Consider the following 22,068-nt stretch of genomic DNA (forward strand, 5'->3'; position numbering starts at 1 on the left):
CGAGCTGGTTATGTCTGATGTGCTCACACTTAAACCACAGAGTGCAAGGGTAGATTCTGTGCATGCCAGCGGTACTAGACTGGCTGTCTCATCGGGGGAGACCTCGAACGATCACATGGGGAGGAGGTTCCGATGATTCTTGTACGACAGGAAATCGGCGATGTGCTGAGGGACTTCCGCCTGCAGAAGGGGCGGACGCTCCGGCAGGTCGCAAGCAAGGCGTCGGTTGCGCTCGGCTACCTCAGTGAGGTCGAACGCGGACAGAAGGAAGCGTCCAGCGAGATTCTGGCGTCCGTCGCCGACGCCCTCGACGTTCCCATCTCGACGATCATGCGCGAGGTCGGAGATCGCATCTCCGTGCTCGAGGGCATCCAGGTCTTCCCGGACGTCGTCCCCGACGACCTCGTGGCGTCGATCGAGCCCCAGCTCTCGCTGCACTGATCCCCGGCGAGGGAAGCGATGCGTCGTAGTGAGTTCCTCCGCGCCGTCGATACCGAGTTCGAGGCGCGCGCGACCTCTTTGGTGAACGACCTCGGGCTCACCGCCGTCGGTGGTCGGACGGCCGTTGAAGCGCTGGCCGACGGCACTCCGCCGCGCGAGATCTGGTTGGCTCTGTGTGCCGAGATGGATGTGCCGGAGAACAGGCGTCACGGTGTGGGTCGACAGGAGCCGCGCGGGCGCTGATCCTCGCGGTGGATGTCCGGAGCGTACGGGTCACGCCGATCGCCATTCGGCGTGTCGTCGAAGATCTGTTCGAAGCGGGCGTAGTCTTCTGCACAAGTGGTTCAGAGAATCTGTTCTGCACGGTATGCGAGCTCGCCGCGTCGATGTCGGTGGCCTCTCCTACGGTGGAAAACAAGCCGAAGAGCCATTACGCCTTGTCGGAGAGTTCCTCCCAGCCGGGAGAGCCGCGACAGCCTACAGGCGGCACCACGCGCGCAGAAGGAGCAGACAATGCCATCACCCGCCGACCGCGAGAAGTCCCTCGAGACCGCACTCGCCCAGATCGACCGCCAGTTCGGAAAGGGCTCGGTCATGCGGCTGGGCAGCGATGAGCGCGCTCCCGTGGCCGTCATCCCCACCGGCTCCATCGCCCTCGACGTCGCCCTCGGCGTCGGAGGCCTTCCGCGTGGACGAATCGTCGAGATCTACGGCCCGGAGTCCTCGGGTAAGACGACGCTGACACTGCACGCGATCGCGAATGCGCAGCGTGGCGGTGGCATCGCAGCCTTCATCGATGCCGAGCACGCGCTCGACCCTGACTACGCCGCGAAGCTCGGTGTCGATATCGACGCGCTTCTCGTCTCCCAGCCAGACACCGGTGAGCAGGCGCTCGAGATCGCCGACATGCTGGTTCGATCCGGCGCGATCGACCTCATCGTCATCGACTCCGTTGCGGCGCTCGTGCCCCGTGCGGAGATCGAGGGTGAGATGGGTGACTCTCACGTGGGTCTGCAGGCCCGACTCATGTCGCAGGCGCTTCGCAAGCTCACGGGTGGTCTGAGCCAGACGAACACCACGATGATCTTCATCAACCAGCTTCGTGAGAAGATCGGCGTCTTCTTCGGCTCGCCCGAGACCACTGCGGGCGGCAAGGCATTGAAGTTCTACGCGTCGGTCCGCATGGACATCCGCCGCATCGAGACGCTGAAAGACGGGACCGACGCCGTCGGAAACCGCACCAGGGTCAAGGTCGTGAAGAACAAGATGGCACCGCCCTTCAAGCAGGCGGAGTTCGACATTCTCTACGGCGTCGGGATCTCGCGCGAAGGCAGCCTGATCGATTTCGGTGTCGAGCACGCGATCGTCAAGAAGTCTGGTTCGTGGTACACCTACGACGGCGATCAGCTGGGCCAGGGCAAGGAGAATGCGCGAACGTTCCTGCTCAACAACCCCGACATCGCTCTGGCGATCGAGACGCAGATCAAGCAGAAGCTCGGCATCGGTGGACCGGTCGCCGTGCCGGCAGCTGAAGACGAGCTCGCCGAGCGTCGTCCGGCCTGATGAGCGACTCTCGTGGGGGCGATCGCGACCAGATCGCCCCCATCATTCCTCTCTTCGGTGACACGTCGAAGAAGACGCGTCCGACTGCTGCGAACCCGGGTGCCGATGCGGACGCTGCGTCTGGGGTCGTGCCGCGGCGGACCGGCGAGGGTGGCCTCTGGCGTTCAACCTGGGATTCCCCGGCGGATGCTGGCTCGATCGCCGGGGCGCGAGGTTCCGGCACGCCCAGTGACCGTCACCCCGCAAGAGGGGCGTCCGGAGTTTCCGTACCCGACAAGCGGAGACCATCCGGCTCCGTACCTCGTCTCCGGGCTCTGAGCGAGTCGGACGGCGAGAAGACAGCTGAGGAGGAGGTCGCGACGACGCACGAGGTCCGTGTCGCGGCGGAGGAATCCCTGGTGCGCAAGCTTCGCGCGCGGTCCCTCTCGGTGTCGGAAGCTCGAGTGGTGCTCAAGGGACACGACCTCGAGGGCGGAGTGATCGAAGACGTGATCGATGACTTCTGCCATCGTGGCTATCTCGACGATGTCGCCCTCGCCGGCGTTCTCGTGACCTCCGGTGTGGAGCGCAAGGGTCAGGGGAGAGTCGCGTTGTCACGCGCGCTCGCCCAGCGCGGGATCCCTCGCGACATCATCGACGGTGCGCTCGATGACCTGCCGGACGATGACGACGAGCGCGCCCTCGAGTTCGCCCGAGGCAAGGCCCGTTCCATGAGTCGGCTGGACCATGACACCGCGCTGCGGCGCTTGGTGGGCCAACTCTCGCGGCGCGGTTACAACGGGGCGGTCTCGATGAAGGCGGCGAAGGCGGCCTTGCGTGAGACGACGTTCGGCGGGTCGACGTCGGGGGTCCGTTTCGTCGATTCCGACTGATGCCACGACGCTCCATCGGCTCGGCAACGGCTCGTACAATGGGATCATCATGACTATCCCGCGCAGCGAACCGACGATCATCGGCGCGTCGTCGGCAGCCGTCGACGACGACGGACGACAGCGATCCTACGAGGTGCGCACCTTCGGGTGCCAGATGAACGTGCACGACTCCGAGCGACTCTCGGGTTCTCTGGAGAGCGCCGGGTACGTCCGCGCGCTCGACGGCGCCGAAGCCGACGTGGTGATCATCAACACCTGCGCGGTCCGCGACAATGCCGCCGGGAAGCTCTATGGCACGCTCGGACATCTCGCTTCGGTGAAGCGCCGCAAGCAGGGCATGCAGATCGCCGTTGGCGGATGCCTCGCGCAGATGGACAAGCAGGCCGTGCTCGACAAGGCGCCGTGGGTCGATGTGGTGTTCGGCACACACAACATGGGCTCGTTGCCGGGGCTGCTGGAGCGCGCCCGACACAACGGCGACGCCGAACTCGAGATCCTCGAGTCGCTCGAGGTCTTCCCATCCACCCTCCCGACCAAACGCGACTCTGCGCACAGCGGCTGGGTCTCGATCTCGGTCGGCTGCAACAACACTTGCACGTTCTGCATCGTGCCGAGCCTGCGCGGCAAAGAGAAAGACCGTCGTCCCGGCGACATCCTGAACGAGATCCGTCTCCTCGTCGAGGACGGCGCGATCGAGGTCACCCTCCTCGGACAGAACGTGAACTCCTACGGCGTCGAGTTCGGCGACCGCCAGGCGTTCGGCAAGCTGCTCCGCGCCGCGGGCGAGATCGAGGGCCTGGAGCGCATTCGTTTCACGAGCCCGCACCCTGCGGCCTTCACCGACGACGTGATCGACGCGATGGCCGAGACGCCCAATGTGATGCCGCAGCTGCACATGCCGCTCCAGTCGGGAAGCGACCGCATCCTCAAGGCGATGCGTCGGTCGTACCGCAGTGAGCGGTTCCTGGGTATCCTCGACCGCGTCCGTGATCGTATCCCCAACGCCGCGATCACGACCGACATCATCGTCGGCTTCCCGGGGGAGACTGAAGAAGCCTTCGAAGACACCATGCGTGTCGTCGAGCAGGCTCGGTTCTCGGCAGCCTTCACATTCCAGTACTCGATCCGCGAGGGCACCCCGGCGGCGACCATGGAGGATCAGGTGCCCAAGGAGGTCGTCCAGGCGCGGTACAACCGCCTGATCGCCCTGCAGGAGCGCATCTCGCTGGAGGAGAACCAGAAGCAGGTCGGTCGCGAGATCGAGGTACTGGTCTCCACCGGCGAGGGCAAGAAGGACACCGAGACGCATCGTCTCACCGGCCGCGCCGAAGACAACCGCCTGGTGCACTTCGAGGTCACCGAAGGGTCCGATCTTCCTCGGCCTGGCGATGTCGTGACCGTGACCGTCTCACATGGGGCTCCCTTCCACCTGCTGGCCGATGACCCCACGGGGGCGCCGCTGCGAATCCGTCGCACACGCGGCGGCGACGCCTGGGACCGCTCGCAGGCCGAGTCCTGCGCGGTTCCCGCCCCGGCCGCGGACGGCGGTCCCCGCGCGGTGTCGCTTGGCCTGCCGACCTTGCGCGTCGGCGTGTGAGTGAACCGCGGCTCTGGGCGGTAGTCGGGGCCACCGGCACCGGAAAGAGTGATCTCGCGCTCGACCTCGCCGAGGCATTGCGTGCACGGGGCAACCCGGCCGAGATCGTGAACGCCGACGCCATGCAGCTGTACCGCGGAATGGACATCGGCACCGCGAAGCTCCCGCTCGCGGAGCGCCGCGGTGTCCCGCACCATCTCCTCGACGTCCGAGAGGTCGATGAGGAGGCGGCAGTCGCCTGGTACCAGCCCGAGGCACGCGAGGCGATTCGTTCCATTCATATGAGAGGCGACGACGCGATCCTCGTCGGCGGCTCCGGCCTCTATATCTCGAGTGTCGTGTACGAGTTCCACTTCCCACCGCGCGACCCCGAAGTCCGTGCGCGCCTCGAGCAGGAGTCGGAGTCCCACGGTCTCGAAGGTCTGCTCGATCGCCTTCGCACCTTGGACCCCGCGACGGCGGCGAAGGTCGATCCTCGCAACAGCCGTCGAGTCATCCGAGCGCTCGAGGTCATCGAGCAGGGGAGCAGCACCTACGGCGCGTCCCTCCCCGAGCGTCCGGTGTTGTGGCATCCGCGAACCCGGTTGATCGGTCTGCACGTCGACCGAACCGACCTCGTGAATCGTCTCGACGCCCGGGTCGTGCGGATGTGGGAGGCGGGCCTCGTGGACGAGGTCGCAGACCTTCGGCAGAAGGGTCTCGAACGGGGCGCCACCGCCCCCAAGGCCATCGGCTACGCGCAGGCTCTGGCGCAGTTGGACGGCATCCTCACGGAAGCTGATGCCATCGCGCAGACGCAGGCGCTCACACGACGCTACGCTCGGCGACAGGTGTCATGGTTCAAGCGGTACGCGGAGTTGGAATGGCGGAACGCTCCGGCTGAGGTGGAGGAGCTCCTTCGGCACTGAGTCCGTCCGCGCGCCCGGTCCCCGACGATGTCGGTGGCACCTGCGACTCTGGTGATATGACCACCTGTTTCTTCACCGCCTCCAGCCTCGACGGATTCATCGCGACGGACCACCACTCGCTCGATTGGCTGCTGACGCAGGACGTCGATCCTGACGGAGCGATGGGATACAACGCTTTCGAGAAGAACATCGGCGCGCTGGCGATGGGGTCCTCGACGTACGAGTGGGTGATGCGGCACGAAGAGGGGCGCTGGGGATACCGTCAACCCACCTGGGTCTTCACCCACCGGGAACTCGCGCTCCCGGAGAGCGCCGACGTGCGGCTGACTCAGGATGACGTGCGGAGCGTGCACGCCGAGATGCTCGAGGCTGCCGCAGGTCAGGACATCTGGATCGTCGGCGGGGGAGACCTCGCGGGACAATTCGCCGACGCCGGACTGCTGGACGAGGTCTGGGTGCAGTATGCGCCCGTCACGTTGGGCTCCGGCGCCCCGCTGCTTCCACGGCGGCTTGACCTCGAACTCGTCGATGTGGCGCGCAACCGCAACTTCCTCTGCGGCCGGTACCGCGTCGTGCAGCGCTGAACGAGCATTCGGAATCCCTAGACTGGGACCATGGTCGCATTCACCAAGGGGCATGGCACAGGCAACGACTTCATCATCATCGCTGATCCCGACGGCGAACTCGACCTCACAGTCGAACAGGTCGCGGTGCTGTGCGATCGCCATTTCGGCATCGGTGCCGACGGGATCCTCCGAGTCGTGAGGTCAGCGGCGATCCCCGAAGGAGCAGCAGCTCTCGAAGAGGAATCTGGCGCGGAGTGGTTCATGGACTATCGCAACGCCGATGGGTCCATCGCAGAGATGTGCGGCAATGGCATCCGTGTGTTCGCGCACTACCTCGTCCGCTCCGGTCTTGCGACGATCGAACCCGGGTCGACGCTGCCCATCGGCACCAGGGCAGGCGTCCGCGACGTGACGCGCAGTGCGACCGGATATCAGGTCGACCTGGGCCGCTGGAAGCTCTCGGGCGACGATCCGCTCGTACGCGTCGATGGCCTTTCGGTCACACGTCCCGGTCTCGGCATCGACGTCGGGAACCCGCACGTCGTGGTCGCGCTCGCCTCGGAGTCCGAGCTCGGCGCTCTCGAACTGCACCGCGCGCCCGGACTGGACCCGATGCTGCCCGCGGGAGCGAACATCGAGTTCGTCGTTCCGGGAGAACCTCTGGTGCGCGACGGCGTCGGACACGTGAGTATGCGCGTCTACGAGCGCGGTGTGGGGGAAACACTCAGCTGCGGTACCGGAGTGGCGGCGACCGCTCTCGCGGTGCGGTACTGGGCGGGTGAGAAAGCACCGGACAACTGGAGCGTGGAGGTTCCGGGAGGAACCCTCGGAGTCCGGATGTTCCCGGCCGAGGACGGCGAGCATGTCGCGCTGTCCGGGCCGGCGCAGCTCGTGTTCCAGGGCGAGGTCGATCTGCTCTGAGAGGTCGCAGCGAACCGGATCAGCCGAGAGCGATCGGCTCGGTCGGAGGGGTGCCATGCTTTCGCACCTTCAGGATCCGGTAGCCCTTTCCGGTGGCAGTGCGGAAGACGCTGTAACCGGGGTGGAAAGTCGAGCCGATCCACCGCTGCAAGGAGTCCGCACCGAGGTTGCGCTGGACGACCAACCAGGCGTCGCTGCGCTCATCGAGCCGGGGGATCCACCGCTCGAGAAGTCCATGGAGCTCGTTCTTGCCGACGCGGATGGGCGGGTTGGAACGGATCGTGCGGAAGGACACGTGCTCGGGAACATCATCGGGCAGAGATGCGTTGACATTGGTGAGCCCGAGAGCAGCAGCGTTGCGACGCACGAGATCGAGGGCACGCTCGTTCACGTCGACGGCCCACACCGTCGCGTGGGGAGCGGCCAGGGCCATCGACAGCGTGACCGGACCCCAGCCGCTGCCGAGGTCGAGAAGGTCGCCACCCGGGGGGACCGGGGGCATGTTGGCGAGGAGCACTGCAGTGCCGGCATCCAGACGATCCGGGCTGAAGACGCCACCCGCGGTGGTGACTTCCAGCTCTCGGCCTGCGAGCGATACGCGGATCTTACGCAGATTCTCGGGGCTTGCCGGGGCCGCAGTGAAGTAGTGTTCTGACCCCATACGGTGAGCGTACCGGACAGCGCGGGCTAAGGTTAAGGCTCGCTACAAAACCCAGAGACAAGGAACGGATGACGGAGACCACGACACCCTCCACCGACGACCACACGGTCGATCGCGTGCTCGCGAACGCAGAGAAGCGCTCGGATGTGCACGTGTTCGGCGCAGCGCAAGCGCTGCAGGACGAGTCGACGGCTGCGCACACCAGCACGGACGGCGCGCAGTGGGATCTCGAGGATCGGCATGCGCTTCGCCGAGTCGGCGGTCTGTCGACGGAGCTCGAAGACGTCACCGAAGTCGAGTACCGGCAGCTGCGCCTGGAGAACGTCGTCCTCGTCGGCGTGTACCCCCAGGGCGCTCAGGAGGATGCGGAGAACTCGCTGCGTGAGCTCGCCGCGCTGGCGGAGACCGCCGGTGCCGTCGTTCTCGACGGCGTCCTGCAGCGTCGCCCTCATCCGGATGCTGCGACCTACCTCGGTCGAGGCAAGGCGCAGGAACTCAAGGACATCGTCGCCGCGGTCGGTGCGGACACCGTCATCGCCGACACGGAGCTCGCGCCGAGCCAGCGTCGCGCGCTCGAAGATGTCGTCAAGGTCAAGGTCATCGACCGGACCACGGTGATCCTCGACATCTTCAGTCAGCACGCGAAGAGCCGAGAGGGCAAGGCCCAGGTCGAGCTCGCTCAACTCGAGTATCTGCTCCCTCGTCTGCGCGGCTGGGGCGATTCGATGAGCCGCCAGGCGGGTGGACAGGTGGGCGCGGGCGGTGCCGGAATGGGCTCCCGCGGCCCCGGTGAGACGAAGATCGAGCTCGACCGCCGACGGATCCGCACCAAGATGGCTCTGCTGCGCCGACAGATCCGCGACTTCGGTCCGGCACGTGAGGCGAAGCGCGCCGAGCGCAAGCGCAACACGATTCCGTCTGTGGCAATCGCCGGGTACACCAACGCCGGCAAGTCGAGCCTGCTCAACGCGCTCACCAGCGCCGGCGTCCTGGTCGAGAACGCTCTGTTCGCCACGCTGGACGCGACTGTTCGCCGGTCCGAGACCGAGGACGGCCGTGTCTACACACTGACCGACACGGTCGGATTCGTCCGCAACCTCCCGCACCAGCTCGTCGAGGCGTTCCGCTCCACTCTCGAGGAGGTCGGTGAGGCCGACGTCGTTCTCCACGTCGTCGACGGATCGCATCCGGACCCCGCCGGGCAGCTGCAGACGGTACGCGATGTGCTGGGCGACGTCGGTGTCCGCGACCTGCCGGAGATCGTCGTCTTCAACAAGGCCGACCTCATCGACGAGGACGAGCGCCTCGTGCTCCGCGGACTCCAGCCTCACGCTCACTTCGTGTCGTCACGATCCGGTGAGGGTATCCCCGAGCTGCGCGCCACGATCGAAGCCGCGCTTCCGAAGCCGGCCGTCGAGATCCATGCGGTGATCCCGTATGACCGCGGAGACCTCGTGGCCGCGATCCACGAAACGGGGATGCTGCTCGAGGTCGATCACCGCGAAGCCGGTACCGCCGTGCACGCGCGGGTCTCCGAGCGCCTCGCCGCCGACCTCGCTCCGTTCACAGCGGAGGACTGACGCGGATCAGCGGGCGACGAAGCGGGCCTCGACGGTCGCGGAGATGACGATCTCCTCCGGCTCGTACTCCATGGCGGGTGCGACGTCGGCTGCGAATGCGACGCCGCCGCGAGCCTTCATGAGCGGCGCCCCGGGCGCGGGCTGTCCGCTGGAGATGAGCCCGACATCGGCGATCTCCCGGGGCGTCACCTCGTTCCGACCGAGAGCCCCCGCATACGCTTCGGCGCGGGTGATGGCGACCCTGACGGCCTGCGCAGCGACCTCGCGCTCGACGCGCGCGCGAGTCTCAGGCGTCAGGTGCCAGTCGACCCAGCCCACCTCGACCCCGTCCCAGGGCGAGACGTCCGATACCCAGATCGAGAGCTCGGATGCTTCGACGAAGGTCGCAGTGAAGTCGATGCTCGCGTAGTACACCGGCGCGAGACGCTTGCCCTCGCTGTTCCAGGGGCGTTCGGCGCGTACGGAGAGGCGCTTGCTGGTCCAGTCGACGACGGTGCCGGCATTCGCGCGCTCGGTGATGCTCACGCGCACCGGCTCCGCGAGGCGCATCACGCTCTCGACCACCGCACTGCGCTCAGGACCCTCGGCGCGCACGCTGACACGGATGGTTGCGCGCTCCGGCGCGATGCGCGCCTCGTGCTCGCCGCGGACGGTGACGGTGACTTCGCTCATGGGGCGACTCTACGCCAGCTGCCGGCGTGCCTAGGAATGGCGGAGGGGCCCCGAACGTTGTAGTCTGTGATGCTCGGGTGTTCGTCATCCGAGATGGTAATTCCACAGAGTGACAGCGGCTCCTTCGCGAGAAGGACCACGGGGCTGATCGGTTTCGACAGCGCCTGTGAATCCACGAGAAGCGGGCCGAGGATGCAGAGTTATCTCGTAAACGCTCTCTGCAAAACAATAGTTGCCGAAACCAAGCGCAACGACTTCGCCCTCGCTGCATAAGCGAGCCCGATAGTCCGTCAGGCCGTATGTGATTCCGATACGGATCCTGGCGTCATCTAGGAATCTTGCTGCGTGACGGCGTCTGGACGTCACGTGGGACTCTTCCCAGGCTGGGCTCGTCGACTTAGGTGTCTGTGACAAAGGTCGGAGCCGAGTAGAACGTCTTCACAGACTGCGCCCGGAGAAGGCGTGGAGACTCAGCGTTGGACGGGGGTTCGATTCCCCCCAGCTCCACCAAGCCGTTGTCACAGAAGAAGCCCCGCGATCCCCTGCTCAGGAGATCGCGGGGCTTCTTCGTGTGCAGGAGGGGAAAAGGCGGTCGCGGGGACCTATATTGAAATCTGTGGAGTCGACCCCCGATGTTGTCGCTACCGGTCTCACCCGTGCGGAGGTCGCGGAACGCGTCGCGTCCGGGAAGACGAACGCCTTCGTGGCGGACACGAGCCGCAGCGCGTGGAACATCGTGCGCGCGAACGTCTTCACGCTGTTCAACGGCATCGTCTTCGCATGCTTCCTGGTCCTCTTCCTGGTCGGACGGTGGCAGGATGCGCTCTTTGGGCTCGCCGCCTTCGCGAACGCGATCATCGGCTGCGTCCAGGAGTTCCGCGCGAAGTCTGCGCTCGACCGTCTTGCCCTGATGAACGCCCCTCGCGCGCTGGTGCTCAGAGAGGGTGCGGAGACCGAGATCGCCCCCACCGAGGTGGTGCTCGACGAGGTGCTCGTACTGCGTGCCGGTGAGCAGGTGCCCGCGGACGCTCGGATCCTCACGGCGCGCGGGCTGCAGATCGATGAATCGATGCTCACCGGTGAGTCCGACCCGGTGGACAAGCAGCCGGAGGACGAGGCGCTCTCCGGTGCGGTGGTCGTCGCGGGCGAGGGGACCGCGCAGGCGACCCGCGTGGGTGCCGATTCGTACGCCAATCACTTCGCGGGGGAGGCGAAACGGTTCTCGCTCGTCTCCAGCGAACTCCGCTCGTCGGTCAACCGGGTGCTGAAGTGGGTGAGCTGGGTCATCGGGCCGGTGGGACTGCTCGTCCTGAACGCGCAGATTATCGTCACCGGCGGATACGCCACCGTGTTCTCCAGCGGCGCCTGGGTGCAGGCCGTGGTGAACACGATCGCCGCGTTGACGGCGATGATCCCGCTCGGGCTGGTGCTCATGACGAGCATCGCGTTCGCCGTCGGTGCGTCGAGGCTGGCTCGCAGACAGGTCCTGGTGAACGAGCTGCCCGCGGTCGAAGGGCTCGCCCGCGTCGACGTCGTGTGTCTCGACAAGACCGGCACCCTCACGGTGGGGGAGATCGGGTTCGACGAAGCCCATCCCCTCGCCGGTCTCACTCCGGAGCAGACCGAAGCGGCAGCAGCGGCGCTCGCATGGTATGCCGCATCTCCGGATGCGAACGCCACCGCGCGATCGATGCGGACGGCGTATCCGGTCACCTCGCCGCTCGCGGTCGCGGACTACATCCCCTTCTCCTCAGCGCGTAAGTGGAGCGCGGTCTCCTTCGAAGAGGTCGCGGGGACCTGGGTGATGGGTGCGCCGGAGATGGTGTTCGGCGATGCCGCGACGACGGATGCGACCGAGCTCGGACGCACAGTCACCGCACTCGCGGAGACCGGGCGTCGCACGCTGGTCCTCGGTCACTCGGATTCGTCACTGAATGAGGCGGACGTCGATTCCGAGCGACTTCCGGACGGTGTGACCGCGATCATCGTCTTGACCTTCCGCGAGCAGGTGCGCCCCGACGCCGCGCAGACCCTCGAATACTTCGCGCGGCAGGAGGTCGGGATCCGCATCATCTCGGGCGACAACCCGCGCACGGTCGCCGCGATCGCTCGCGAGGTCGGTCTGGACGTCGCGGAGGGTTTCGACGCGCGCCAGCTTCCCGAGGACGACGTGGAGCTCGCGGACGTACTGGACCAGCACACCGTCTTCGGCCGTGTCACACCGGAGCAGAAGAAGCGCATGGTGACGGCGCTCCAGAGCCACGGGCACACCGTTGCCATGACCGGGGACGGCGTCAACGACGCACTCGCCATCAAAGCGGCGGACATCGGAATCGCGATGAACTCGGGGTCTCCCGCCACCAAAGCGGTGGCGCGGCTGGTGCTGCTCGACGGACAGTTCTCGCACCTGCCCGACGTCGTCGCCGAAGGGCGCCAGGTCATCGCCAACATCGAACGCGTATCGATGCTGTTCCTGAACAAGACGGTCTACGCGACGCTGCTCGCGATCATCTTCGGGGTGTTCGTGCTCGAGTTCCCGTTCCTGCCCCGGCAGCTGTCGATCACCGACGGGCTCACGATCGGCATCCCGGCGTTCTTCCTCGCACTCATGCCGAACGCGGCGCGCTATGTGCCGGGGTTCCTTCGGCGATCCTTGAGCTTCGCGATTCCGTCGGGGATCGTCGTCGCGCTGGGCCTGACCTGGTACACCTTCGTCGCACGGGGTCTCGGGGTCCATGAGGAACAGCTGCGCACGGGGGCCACCGTGATCCTCGCGGTCGTCGGCATCTGGGTGCTGGCCGTACTCGCGCGTCCTCTCAACCGTTTCAAAGTGCTTGTCGTGGGTGCGATGTTCGTCCTCCTCATCGCCGTCTTCACCATCCCGCTCGCACGCGAGTTCTTCGTCCTCGTCGATCCCGGTGAAGACCTCGCCGTCGCGCTCTCGGGGATCACGATCGTGATGGTGGCCGCGATCGAGGTCGTACGTCTGCTGCATCGCCGATTCGTTCTGACGCCGGTCGTGGGACCGGCGTCGGGTCGGACGCTGGAGCCGTCCGCGTCGCATGCGACGGCCCCGCAGGCCGTGGCCGGGATCGTCACGACTGTCGTGGCAGTCCTCGCCTATGTGTTCGGCATCCTTGCCACGGGGTTCGGCATCCTCGTGTTCCTCGGCCGCTATGAGACGGATGCCAGCGCGTCGGTCTTCTCCCTCACCGGCGCGGGCATCGCGCTGTTCGGTCTCCTCGTGCTCGCGGTCGCGGCGGGGGTGCGCCGCGGCAGCGGGCTCTCGCGACTGATGCTGACGATCTTCCTCGGTCTGGCCATCGCCCTCAGTGCGATCGTGCTGGTCTTCGGTGATCGCTGGGACTGGGGCGCCGCCGTCACGGCCGCAGCTGCTGCGGCGATCATCGTCCTGCTGTGGACACCACCGGTGTCGCGGCGCTTCGGGCGCATCCTCGAGAGTTCGATGGGTGCGACGGTGCCGTAGCGCTCCCGCCGTGCGGTGCGGTCAGCCCGTCCATTCGATGAGGATCAGTCCCTGCCGGGTGTCCGCGAACCGCACCCAGCCGTCGCCGAAGAGGTAGGTCATGCCGTATCCGTCTTCGTCGGTGCCCATCGCGTAGCGCGCGTCCTCCGTGAAGTAGACCCCGTCCGGTCCGTCCTCGCGCTTCCAGCCCTCTGCGAGGAGTCCTGCCTGCGCGGTCGCTGCGTCTGTTCCGCTCACCGGTGCCCAGCCGTAGAGCTGACCGTGGTCGGATGCGACCGTGTAGTCGGCCCAGAAGCAGAGGAGTCCTTCGGAGAAGTCGACCCCGCCGACGACGAACTCCTTCGGCTGTGCCGTCCAGCCGGCTCCGGTGAGCGCACTGACCGTTCCGGCCGAGATCATCGACTCGCACGTCAGTACCGCAGGCGTCTCTTCCGGCTCCGGCGATGCCACGGGGTCGGTGCTCGGCGTCGGGCTGGGGGCGACGGCCGCGGACGAGGGAGAGGGCTCGGGTTCCGAAGGCGCCGCGCACGCGGCGAGAACGATGACGAGCAGCAGGACGCCCGCTGTGGCGGTCATGATGCGGGGGATCATCGCTGGCCTCGTGGTTCGTGTCAGTCCTGAAGGAGCAACGTCAGGAAGTCGTCGTGAAGGGTGCCGTTGGTTGCGAGTGTCGACCGCGCTGCGATCGTCTCTGCGCCGTCGATCGCCGTCATCCGACCCCCGGCTTCGCGGACGATCGGCACGGCGGCGGCGATGTCGTATTCCTTCACATCGAACTCCGCGACCATGTCGATGCGCCCCTCGGCGAGCAGCATGTACGCGTACACGTCTCCGTATGCGCGATCGCGCCAGACCCGTGCAGCAACCCTCAGCAGTGCGTCGAGGCGCCCGGCGTCCGACCACTGGGCGATGCTCTGGAAGCTCACACTCGCGTCGTCGAGGGACGAGACCGACGAGGTCCGGAGGCGACGGGCTCCGCCGTCGTCGTCGGTCCAGGCACCTTCTCCGGTGGCGGCCCACCAACGTCGTCCGAGCGCCGGCATGCTCACGACGCCCACCTGCGGGACGCCGTCGATCGCCAGGGCGATCATCGTTCCCCACAGCGGGACACCACGAAGGAAGTTCGCCGTCCCGTCGATCGGATCGATGATCCACTGACGGTGCGTGCTGCCCTGGGCACCGAACTCCTCGCCAAAGATCCCGTCATCGGGTCGTTCGGTCGCCAGGATGCCACGGACCGCCCGCTCGGTGGCGAGATCGGCGTCCGTCACGTGCGAGTTGTCGGCCTTGGTCGAGATCTCGAGGTCGGCCGCGTCGAACCGCGGGAGTGACTGACCATCGGCAGCGTCGGCGAGGCGAAGCGCGAGCTCGAGATCGCTGCGCAGATTGTCGGCGTGGGGGGAGGCGGTCACCCTCTCAGGATAGTCGCCGTGGATGAGGGCGCCGAGGGACGGATGGCCATGTTTCCGAGCGCTACGGAGACCGGCACGCCCGGGCCCAGCCCGATTTCGCATGGGGCCGGTCGGCTGGTAATGTAATTCCTCGGTCGGGGTTATCCCGGGCCACGCACCTCTAGCTCAATCGGCAGAGCAACTGACTCTTAATCAGTGGGTTCTCGGTTCAAGTCCGAGGGGGTGCACGGATCAGCCTCGGAAACTCTCGCCAGTTTCCGGGGCTTTTCTGCTTCTCGATGGGCCGCCTTCGCGGGGGCCGAGCCGTTCGACTGCGGCCACCCGCGAAGGCGATGACGAGCCGTGGATTCTTACGGGATCAGGCGGTCACGGCCTTGGCGCCGCGGGAACCCAGGGACTCGATCTGGACCTTGCGAGGCTTGGCGCGTTCAGCGATCGGGATCATGACGCTGAGAACGCCGTTGTCGTAGGTCGCGCTGATGCCCTGTGCATCCACGTCGTCACCGATGGTGAAGCGACGGACGTAGGACCCGAACGGGCGCTCCTGGGCCAGCCAGCGCGAGTTGTCGCGGTTCGCCTCCGTCCGCTCGGCGCGGATCGTGAGAAGGTGACCGTCGACATCGACATCGACCGAACCCGGGTCCACCCCGGGAAGATCGGCGTTGAGGACGTAGCGGTCGCCTTCGCGGAACAGATCCACGGGCATCAGGCGGGGCTGCCGGCTGGTATCGAAGACGCTCTGCGCAATCCGGTCCAGCTGGCTGAAAGGATCGAATGACATCGACATGGTGAGGAATCTCCTTCCGATGAGCGACGGCAGGACAAGCCGTCCGACGGTGGTGGTCACGGAAGCGGCACGCCGGCCGCAGCACGCGGGGGCGCCCGCACCCTCTCGGGGAGCTCTTGAACCCAGGAGTTCATGGCTTGGGCACCGAGACGTCGAAGCGGCCGTCCGGGACCGGCCGCGACGTGCGGCGAGGCGGCCTCGCACGTCCCCACGAGCAGGCGGGATACGACCTGTTCGAACTCCACCCGCAGCAGTTCCGGATCCGCATAGACGATATCCGCGAACGCGGTCGTCGTGTCGTCGACCGGATGCGTCGCTTCCACGGAAGATCACCTCCATACCTGTCGTCGCCTACCGTCGTGATGCCGGAGGAGCGGCACCGCGACCCGGAGAGATGTGGATCAGTTGATGCATATTTTGTACACCGAACATTGACGGAATGCAAGTGGGAAGAGCAGACTTCTTTCCATGGAATCCACCTCTCGCACGCGACCGGTGTACACGATGGGTATCGCGGCCGAACTCCTCGATCTGCCCCCGGCGACCTTGCGGCTGTACGAGCGCAAGGGGCTCGTCGACCCGGCACGCACCGACGGCGGGACCCGGCGATACAGCGCGGAGGACATCGACCGCATGCGCCGGATCTCCGACCTTCAGAACGGCGGAGTCAACCTCGCGGGCATCGGCATGGTGATCGGCCTCGAAGACGAGAACGCCGAGCTTCGCGCGACTCTCGACCTTCGAGGTCTCGGCAGGGGGCCGTCCGGGAGCTAGACGTATCGCGGCGAGGAGAGGGTGACCCGGTGCGGCTTCGGACCCGGAGGAACGCTCAGGCTACGGTGACGATCGTCCCCTCGGTGATCAGTCGAAGCTGTTCGAAGGTCAGCGGCATCACGGTGTGCGGGTGGCCCGCGGCAGCCCAGAGTTCATCGTGATCCCGGAGCGCTTCGTCGATGAACGTGCGAAGCGGCGCGGGGTGTCCGACGGGTGCGACGCCGCCGATCGCCTGACCCGTGACGGAGCGGACGATGGCTGCCGGAGCCATCGTCACCTCCGCCACCCCGAGGCTGGCTGTCAGAACGGCGAGATCGGCACGGTGTCCGCCGCTGGTCATGACGAGGACGGGCTCTCCGTCGGCGAGGAAGATGAGGCTGTTCGCGATCGCCGCCACCGTGCACCCGATGGCCGCTGCCGCTTCGACCGCGGTGCGTGCGGAGTCCGGCAGCACGCGGATCGTCGTGTCGATGCCGGCAGCCGTCAGGTGCTTCTGCACGATTCTGCTGCGCTCGGGGAGAGGGGCGCTTTCGGTCATCGGACCACCATATCCACGTGCGACACAGCGTCGGGCCGGGCATCGATGACCGGCCCGACGCTGTGGTCAGGTTCAGGCGGCGTCACCCACGAGGATCGCCGCGGCGTCCTCTGTGGTGGCGTCGGCCGCCTCGTCGTCGATGTGCGCCAGGACCCGGCGGCCGAGGAAGACGGTGAGCGCGGCGAGCAGCACCGAGACCGCGGCGAACAGGTAGGGCACGGTCGCGTTGAACGCGTGCCACAGCAGCGCCGCGATCGGGGGAGCCATCGCACCGCCGAGGAACCGTACGGCCGAGTAGGCCGACGACGCGACCGAACGCGGGAGGTCCGTCGCCTCCATCACCGCTTCGGTGAGCACGGTGTTCATCACGCCGAGCAGGAGCCCGCCCACGACGATGCAGGCGACCAGGGCGGCGGCGTTCCCCACCAGGAGCCCGGCTGCGATGAGATCGAGCGCCAGCAGCGGGAGCACGATGAGGATGATGCGGGTGCGAGGCATCCGGCGCATCAGGACCGGTGCCACCCAGACGCTCGTGACTGCGAGGGCGACGCCCCAGCCGAAGAAGGTGAATCCGATGCCCATCGCGCCGAAGCCGAGGGGGAACGGCGAGAAGGCCAACAGCACGAAGAAGCCGATGTTGTAGAAGAGGGCGGCGACCGCGAGAACGGCGAGCGCCGGGCGCCGCAATGCGGTGAACGGTGCCGAGAACGGGACCGGCACGCGCTTCTCGCCGGGTCCGCGCAGCAGCACGAGCACGGCGACGAACGCGATGGCCATCAGGACGACGACGCCGAAGAACGGTCCGCGCCAGCTCTGCTCACCGAGAAGACCGCCGAGCAGGGGGCCCACCGCGATGCCGAGGCCGAGCGCGGCTTCATACAGGATGATGGCTGCGCTGCTGCCACCGGAGGCGGCGCCGACGATCGTGGCGAGAGCGGTCGAGATGAACAGGGCGTTCCCGAGCCCCCACCCGGCGCGGAAGCCGATGACGGCATCGACGCTGCCGCTCAGCGCGCACAGGAGCGCGAACACGACGATCAGTGCGAGACCGATGAGCAGAGTGGCCTTCGCCCCGATGCGACTGGAGATCCAGCTGGTGACCAGCATCGCCAGACCCGTCACGAGGAGGTAGCTGGTGAACAGCAGCTCGGTCTCGACCGGTGAGGCCTGGAGCGATTCGGCGATCGCGGGGAGGATCGGGTCGACGAGTCCGATGCCCATGAAGGCGACGACGCATGCGAAGGCGACGGCCCAGACCTGGGCAGGCTGCTTCCACACCGAGGGGGTGGCGGGGGTGTTCACCGGGTTGCTCCTGTTCGATCAGTGGCGGTGTGCGCGGCGAGGATCTCCGCTGCACGAGTGAGGGCGGACCAGTCGTCGTCGCTCAGCGCGGCGAACCGCGGCGCGAGCGTCTCGCGGAACTCCGCGCGCCATGTATCGAGTGCGGCGGTTCCTGAGGAGGTGATGTCGACCACCGTGGCGCGTGAATCGTCGGGATCGGGGGAGCGGAGGATGAGTCCCTCGCTCTCCAAGCCGCCGAGGAGGCGGGTCATCCCCGGCTGTGTCGTCCGTGCCGCCTGGGCGAGCTCGCCCACCCTTCTGGAGCCTGCCTGCTCGAGGAGGCTCAGCACCCGCCATTGCGCGGCGGGTGCGTCGTTGCCGGCATCCTGAGCGGCGATCCGGCCCAATGCGTAGCCGGAGAGCACCAGGGACGGGATGACATCCGAACGATTCATACCAACGAGTATATATCAAGTGGTATGGATAAGAGTGCTACCGCCGCGCGCTCGCGATCCGGGCGGACAGCTGATGGGCGTGAGCGAGCAGGATGCGGCCGAGTTCGGCGCGGCGGTCCGGGCCGAATCGGAACTCGACGCCGGTCAGGCTCAGTGCCCACTCCGGGCGACCCGACCGATCGAAGACCGCGGCTCCGAGGCCCCAGCTTCCCTCGACGATCAGGCCGGGATTGACTGCGTAGCCGCGCTCCTTCGTCTCGGAGAGACGGGTGCGGAGCCGGCCTTCTCCGTGCGGGCGCCCCCATGTGTGCTCCAGCTCGGGATGCCGTTCCAGATAGGCATCCACATCGTGGTCAGGGAGGAAGGCCAGGATGGCGAGTCCGGCGCTCGCGACGCCGAGCGGGAATCGCACGCCCTCGCTCAGGACGAAGGAACGGATCGGGAAGGAGCCTTCCTCCCGCAACAGGCAGACGGTCTCGTCGGCGCGGCGAACCGAGAAGAAGGCGCTCTCCTCGGTCTTCACGGCGAGGGAGCGCACGATGTCCCGCGCCAGAGTGGTCACGTCGTAGCGTGCTGCGGCTACCGATCCCATGAGGAAGAGCTCGGGCCCGGGCATCCATCGGGTGCTGTCGCCATCCCGATCGACGAGCCCCTCGACCTTGAGTGCGCTGAGCAGGCGGTGCGCCGTCGAGCGGGAGAGGTCGGCCGCGCCGGCGAGCTCCTGCAGGCTGGCGCCATCGGCCCCCGCCGCAGTGACCAGACGCAGGAGTCGGGCGGCGCGTGCGATGGCCTGGGCGCCCGGGACCTGCGTGGACGAGGATTCCATATCGTGGACGCTACCTGCGATTTCGGCCACATCGCAAGATCATGGTTCCGCTTCCCGGAATGCAGGCGGATGCTGAGGAGAGCACGGAACCGAAGGAGCCGACGTGATCGACAAGCAATGGGAGTCCGCGCGAGCGGCCGTGTCCGACATCCAGGACGGCGCATCGCTCGCGGTCGGCGGGTTCGGCCTGTCCGGCAATCCGATCGCATTGATCGAGGCCCTGCTCGCCCAGGGAACGAAGGACCTCAGTGTCGTCAGCAACAACTGCGGCGTGGACGACTGGGGACTCGGCGTCCTGCTCGCCGCGCAGCGCATCCGCAAGATGACGTCGTCGTACGTCGGCGAGAACAAGGAATTCGAGCGCCAGTTCCTGAGTGGCGAGCTCGAACTCGAGCTCACTCCACAGGGGACTCTGGCCGAGAAGCTCAGGGCCGGCGGGTCCGGGATAGCCGCCTTCTTCACCCAGACCGGCGTCGGCACGCAGGTGGCCGAAGGCGGACTGCCCCGCCGGTACAACGCGGACGGCACGATCGCGGTCGCCTCGCCCGTGAAGGACGTGCGCACCTTCGCCGTGAACGGCCAGTCCCGGGAGTTCGTCCTGGAAGAGGCGATCGCCACCGACTTCTCCCTCGTGCACGCCGCGCGTGGAGACCGCCAGGGCAACCTCGTGTTCAACAAGGCGGCGCGAAACTTCAACCCGCTCGCGGCGATGGCAGGACGCATCTGCATCGCCCAGGTCGAGGAGCTCGTGGAACCGGGCGAGCTCGACCCGGAAAGCATCCACCTCCCCGGCGTCTTCGTGCACCGTATCGTCGAGGTCGGCACCGACATCCCCAAGCGCATCGAGCGGCGCACCGTCGCCGCGGAAGGAGCCTGAGATGGCACTCACCCGCGATCAGATGGCCGCCCGCGCGGCAGCGGAACTCCAGGACGGCGCCTACGTCAACCTCGGCATCGGCCTGCCGACGCTCGTCCCGAACCACGTGCCGCAGGGGGTCACCGTCGTGCTGCAGTCGGAGAACGGAATCCTCGGGGTCGGACCCTATCCCCGTGAGGAGGCCGTCGATCCCGACCTCATCAACGCGGGCAAGGAGACGGTCACGACGCTGCCCGGTGCCGCGTTCTTCGATTCGGCGACCAGCTTCGGCATGATCCGCGGCGGCAAGATCGACGCCGCCATCCTCGGAGCCATGCAGGTCTCGGTGGCGGGCGATCTCGCGAACTGGATGATCCCCGGCAAGATGGTCAAGGGTCCGGGTGGCGCCATGGACCTCGTGCACGGCGCCGGCCGGGTGATCGTGCTCATGGAGCACGTGGCGAAGGACGGATCCGCGAAGATCGTGGAGGAGTGCTCGCTCCCGTTGACCGGTCGCGGAGTCGTGGACCGGATCATCACCGACCTGGCGGTGATCGACGTCGTGGCCGACGGTCTCGTCCTCGTCGAGACGGCACCCGGGGTGACCGTCGATGAGGTCATCGCCGCGACCGAACCGCCGCTCACCGTCTCCGAAATCCTGCTCACCGGAAGGAACAAGGACCATGACTGAGAATGACGTCGTCATCGTCGCCGCTGCCCGTACCCCGCAGGGGCGTCTCAAAGGACAGCTCGCCGCCTTCACCGCTCCTCAGATCGGCTCCTTCGCGATCCGTGGAGCCCTGGAGCAGGGATCGATCGATCCGACGGCCGTGGATGCCGTCATCGTCGGTCAGGTGCTGGCCGCGGGTTCGGGTCAGAACGCTGCGCGCCAGGCCGCCATCGGAGCCGGCATCGGTTGGGATGTCCCGGCGCATTCCGTGAACAAGGTGTGCTTGTCCGGCCTCACGGCCGTCATCGATGCCGCCCGGATGATCCGCGTCGGCGACGCCGAGGTCGTCGTCGCGGCGGGGATGGAGTCGATGACGCGGGCGCCGCACATGCTGATGGGATCCCGCGACGGCTGGACCTACGGGAGCGTCGAAGTCCTCGACCACATGGCTTACGACGGACTCACCGACGCCTACGACCGGGAGAGCATGGGGGCGTCCACGGAACGGCACAATGCACGCTACGAGCTGACCAGACAGGCTCAGGACAGGGTCGCCGCGCTGTCGCATCAGCGCGCCGACGCCGCGCAGGGCGCCGGCGTGTTCGACGCCGAGATCGTCGCCGTCGAGGTGCCGCAGCGGCGGGGCGAGGCGGTGCTCGTGACGAAGGACGAGGGAGTGCGTCCGGAGACCACGGTCGACACGCTCGCGGGTCTGCGTGCAGCCTTCGCCGAGGGCGGTTCCATCACCGCCGGCAACTCCTCGCAGATCTCCGACGGCGCCTCGGCTGTCGTCGTGACGACGCGGCGCACGGCGGAGGCGGAGGGATGGCCGGTGCTGGTGACCGTGGGGGCGAGCGGGCAGACGGCCGGCCCCGACAACTCCCTGCAGGCCCAGCCCGCCCGAGCGATCGAGCGTGCCTGCGAGAAGCAGGGCATCACGCCAGCCGACCTCGACCTGGTGGAGATCAACGAGGCCTTCGGCGCGGTCGTGGCGCGCTCGCAGGTGGAGCTCGGCCTCGACGAGGGCATCGTCAACATCCACGGCGGCGGCATCGCGATCGGCCACCCCATCGGGGCGTCGGGCAACCGGCTCGTCGTCCATGTCGCGCATGAACTCGCTCGCCGAGGGAGGGGGACGGCAGCCGTCGGACTGTGCGGTGGGGGCGGTCAGGGCGAGGCGCTCATCCTCACCCGGTGACGG

The 22,068-nt window shown here is 67.2% G+C and carries 24 protein-coding genes, 1 tRNA gene and 1 other RNA gene; 16 read left to right on the forward strand and 10 right to left on the reverse strand.

Features of this window, described 5'->3' with window-relative positions; all coding sequences use genetic code 11:
• The first annotated feature begins 132 nt into the window (after positions 1–132).
• From CQ045_RS02005 to dapF, 8 genes are all read left to right on the forward strand, one after another.
• On the forward strand, positions 133–441 hold the full coding sequence (locus CQ045_RS02005; RefSeq protein ID WP_017830901.1) for a helix-turn-helix domain-containing protein: 309 nt from the start codon (positions 133–135) through the stop codon (positions 439–441).
• Between the two features lie 18 nt (positions 442–459).
• A complete protein-coding gene (locus tag CQ045_RS02010) occupies positions 460–684 on the forward strand; it encodes a DUF3046 domain-containing protein (RefSeq protein WP_105721012.1) in 225 nt (74 codons plus the stop codon).
• Between the two features lie 270 nt (positions 685–954).
• Positions 955–2,004: a recombinase RecA gene (gene recA, locus CQ045_RS02015; protein ID WP_105721013.1), complete on the forward strand. Its 1,050-nt coding sequence runs from the start codon at positions 955–957 to the stop codon at positions 2,002–2,004.
• Positions 2,005–2,402: 398 nt separating this feature from the next.
• Complete coding sequence (locus CQ045_RS18975; protein WP_258130916.1) at positions 2,403–2,876, forward strand: regulatory protein RecX; 474 nt, start codon at positions 2,403–2,405, stop codon at positions 2,874–2,876.
• 49 nt (positions 2,877–2,925) lie between these two features.
• Positions 2,926–4,473, forward strand: a complete 1,548-nt coding sequence (miaB, locus tag CQ045_RS02025; RefSeq protein ID WP_105721015.1) for a tRNA (N6-isopentenyl adenosine(37)-C2)-methylthiotransferase MiaB — start codon at positions 2,926–2,928, stop codon at positions 4,471–4,473.
• Positions 4,470–5,381, forward strand: a complete 912-nt coding sequence (miaA, locus tag CQ045_RS02030; protein ID WP_105721016.1) for a tRNA (adenosine(37)-N6)-dimethylallyltransferase MiaA — start codon at positions 4,470–4,472, stop codon at positions 5,379–5,381. The genes miaB and miaA overlap by 4 nt, the downstream gene beginning before the upstream one ends.
• A gap of 56 nt (positions 5,382–5,437) precedes the next feature.
• Entirely contained in the window at positions 5,438–5,965 is a 528-nt protein-coding gene (locus CQ045_RS02035) for a dihydrofolate reductase family protein (protein WP_105721017.1), read from the forward strand.
• Between the two features lie 30 nt (positions 5,966–5,995).
• A complete protein-coding gene (gene dapF, locus CQ045_RS02040) occupies positions 5,996–6,868 on the forward strand; it encodes a diaminopimelate epimerase (protein WP_105721018.1) in 873 nt (290 codons plus the stop codon).
• A gap of 19 nt (positions 6,869–6,887) precedes the next feature.
• Here the strand turns inward: dapF and CQ045_RS02045 are convergent, their stop codons facing one another.
• Positions 6,888–7,529 carry a class I SAM-dependent methyltransferase gene (locus tag CQ045_RS02045; protein WP_105721019.1) on the reverse strand — a complete coding sequence of 214 codons (642 nt, stop codon included), beginning with the start codon at positions 7,527–7,529 and terminating at the stop codon, positions 6,888–6,890.
• Positions 7,530–7,597: 68 nt separating this feature from the next.
• Here CQ045_RS02045 and hflX point away from each other — a divergent pair, with 68 nt between their 5' ends.
• A complete protein-coding gene (hflX, locus tag CQ045_RS02050) occupies positions 7,598–9,109 on the forward strand; it encodes a GTPase HflX (protein WP_105721020.1) in 1,512 nt (503 codons plus the stop codon).
• 6 nt (positions 9,110–9,115) lie between these two features.
• On the opposite strand, the gene CQ045_RS02055 is transcribed toward hflX, so the two are convergent.
• Positions 9,116–9,781: an SIMPL domain-containing protein gene (locus tag CQ045_RS02055; protein ID WP_105721021.1), complete on the reverse strand. Its 666-nt coding sequence runs from the start codon at positions 9,779–9,781 to the stop codon at positions 9,116–9,118.
• 140 nt (positions 9,782–9,921) lie between these two features.
• Here CQ045_RS02055 and ssrA point away from each other — a divergent pair.
• Positions 9,922–10,291: a transfer-messenger RNA gene (gene ssrA, locus CQ045_RS02060) on the forward strand.
• A 94-nt stretch (positions 10,292–10,385) separates the two neighbouring features.
• Complete coding sequence (locus CQ045_RS02065; protein ID WP_374955010.1) at positions 10,386–13,268, forward strand: HAD-IC family P-type ATPase; 2,883 nt, start codon at positions 10,386–10,388, stop codon at positions 13,266–13,268.
• Between the two features lie 21 nt (positions 13,269–13,289).
• Here the strand turns inward: CQ045_RS02065 and CQ045_RS02070 are convergent, their stop codons facing one another.
• Entirely contained in the window at positions 13,290–13,844 is a 555-nt protein-coding gene (locus CQ045_RS02070) for a hypothetical protein (RefSeq protein ID WP_258130920.1), read from the reverse strand.
• A gap of 35 nt (positions 13,845–13,879) precedes the next feature.
• The gene (locus tag CQ045_RS02075; protein WP_258130921.1) at positions 13,880–14,680 is read right to left on the reverse strand and encodes an inositol monophosphatase family protein; all 801 of its coding nucleotides are present in this window, start codon (positions 14,678–14,680) and stop codon (positions 13,880–13,882) included.
• 154 nt (positions 14,681–14,834) lie between these two features.
• On the opposite strand from CQ045_RS02075, the gene CQ045_RS02080 reads away from it, so the two are divergent.
• Positions 14,835–14,907, forward strand: a tRNA-Lys gene (locus CQ045_RS02080).
• Between the two features lie 131 nt (positions 14,908–15,038).
• Here CQ045_RS02080 and CQ045_RS02085 read toward each other — a convergent pair.
• Both CQ045_RS02085 and CQ045_RS02090 read right to left on the reverse strand, forming a co-directional pair.
• Positions 15,039–15,467, reverse strand: coding sequence for an Hsp20/alpha crystallin family protein (locus CQ045_RS02085; protein ID WP_105721025.1), 429 nt, complete (start codon positions 15,465–15,467; stop codon positions 15,039–15,041).
• 56 nt (positions 15,468–15,523) lie between these two features.
• Positions 15,524–15,790 carry a hypothetical protein gene (locus CQ045_RS02090; RefSeq protein ID WP_105721026.1) on the reverse strand — a complete coding sequence of 89 codons (267 nt, stop codon included), beginning with the start codon at positions 15,788–15,790 and terminating at the stop codon, positions 15,524–15,526.
• Between the two features lie 145 nt (positions 15,791–15,935).
• Between CQ045_RS02090 and CQ045_RS02095 the strand changes: the two genes are divergently transcribed.
• A complete protein-coding gene (locus tag CQ045_RS02095) occupies positions 15,936–16,241 on the forward strand; it encodes a MerR family transcriptional regulator (RefSeq protein WP_105721027.1) in 306 nt (101 codons plus the stop codon).
• A 55-nt stretch (positions 16,242–16,296) separates the two neighbouring features.
• On the opposite strand, the gene CQ045_RS02100 is transcribed toward CQ045_RS02095, so the two are convergent.
• The 4 genes from CQ045_RS02100 to CQ045_RS02115 all read right to left on the reverse strand — a co-directional run bounded on the left by CQ045_RS02100 (position 16,297) and on the right by CQ045_RS02115 (position 19,341).
• Complete coding sequence (locus CQ045_RS02100; protein WP_105721028.1) at positions 16,297–16,779, reverse strand: YbaK/EbsC family protein; 483 nt, start codon at positions 16,777–16,779, stop codon at positions 16,297–16,299.
• Between the two features lie 72 nt (positions 16,780–16,851).
• A complete protein-coding gene (locus CQ045_RS02105; RefSeq protein ID WP_105721029.1) occupies positions 16,852–18,081 on the reverse strand; it encodes an MFS transporter in 1,230 nt (409 codons plus the stop codon).
• Positions 18,078–18,515: a MarR family winged helix-turn-helix transcriptional regulator gene (locus CQ045_RS02110; RefSeq protein ID WP_105721030.1), complete on the reverse strand. Its 438-nt coding sequence runs from the start codon at positions 18,513–18,515 to the stop codon at positions 18,078–18,080. Before CQ045_RS02110 ends, CQ045_RS02105 begins: the two co-directional genes overlap by 4 nt.
• Before the next feature lie 37 nt (positions 18,516–18,552).
• Positions 18,553–19,341 (reverse strand): IclR family transcriptional regulator, encoded by a 789-nt coding sequence (locus CQ045_RS02115; protein WP_105721031.1) that lies wholly within the window; start codon positions 19,339–19,341, stop codon positions 18,553–18,555.
• Positions 19,342–19,444: 103 nt separating this feature from the next.
• Here CQ045_RS02115 and CQ045_RS02120 point away from each other — a divergent pair, with 103 nt between their 5' ends.
• The 3 genes from CQ045_RS02120 to CQ045_RS02130 are packed head-to-tail and all read left to right on the forward strand — an operon-like array spanning position 19,445 to position 22,065.
• Positions 19,445–20,218: a CoA transferase subunit A gene (locus CQ045_RS02120; RefSeq protein WP_105721032.1), complete on the forward strand. Its 774-nt coding sequence runs from the start codon at positions 19,445–19,447 to the stop codon at positions 20,216–20,218.
• Position 20,219: 1 nt separating this feature from the next.
• On the forward strand, positions 20,220–20,888 hold the full coding sequence (locus CQ045_RS02125; protein ID WP_181156408.1) for a CoA transferase subunit B: 669 nt from the start codon (positions 20,220–20,222) through the stop codon (positions 20,886–20,888).
• Complete coding sequence (locus CQ045_RS02130; protein WP_105721033.1) at positions 20,881–22,065, forward strand: acetyl-CoA C-acetyltransferase; 1,185 nt, start codon at positions 20,881–20,883, stop codon at positions 22,063–22,065. The genes CQ045_RS02125 and CQ045_RS02130 overlap by 8 nt, the downstream gene beginning before the upstream one ends.
• Positions 22,066–22,068: the final 3 nt, after the last annotated feature.

Origin of the sequence: Microbacterium sp. MYb66, assembly GCF_002979435.1 — a bacterium.
Lineage (GTDB): Bacteria > Actinomycetota > Actinomycetes > Actinomycetales > Microbacteriaceae > Microbacterium.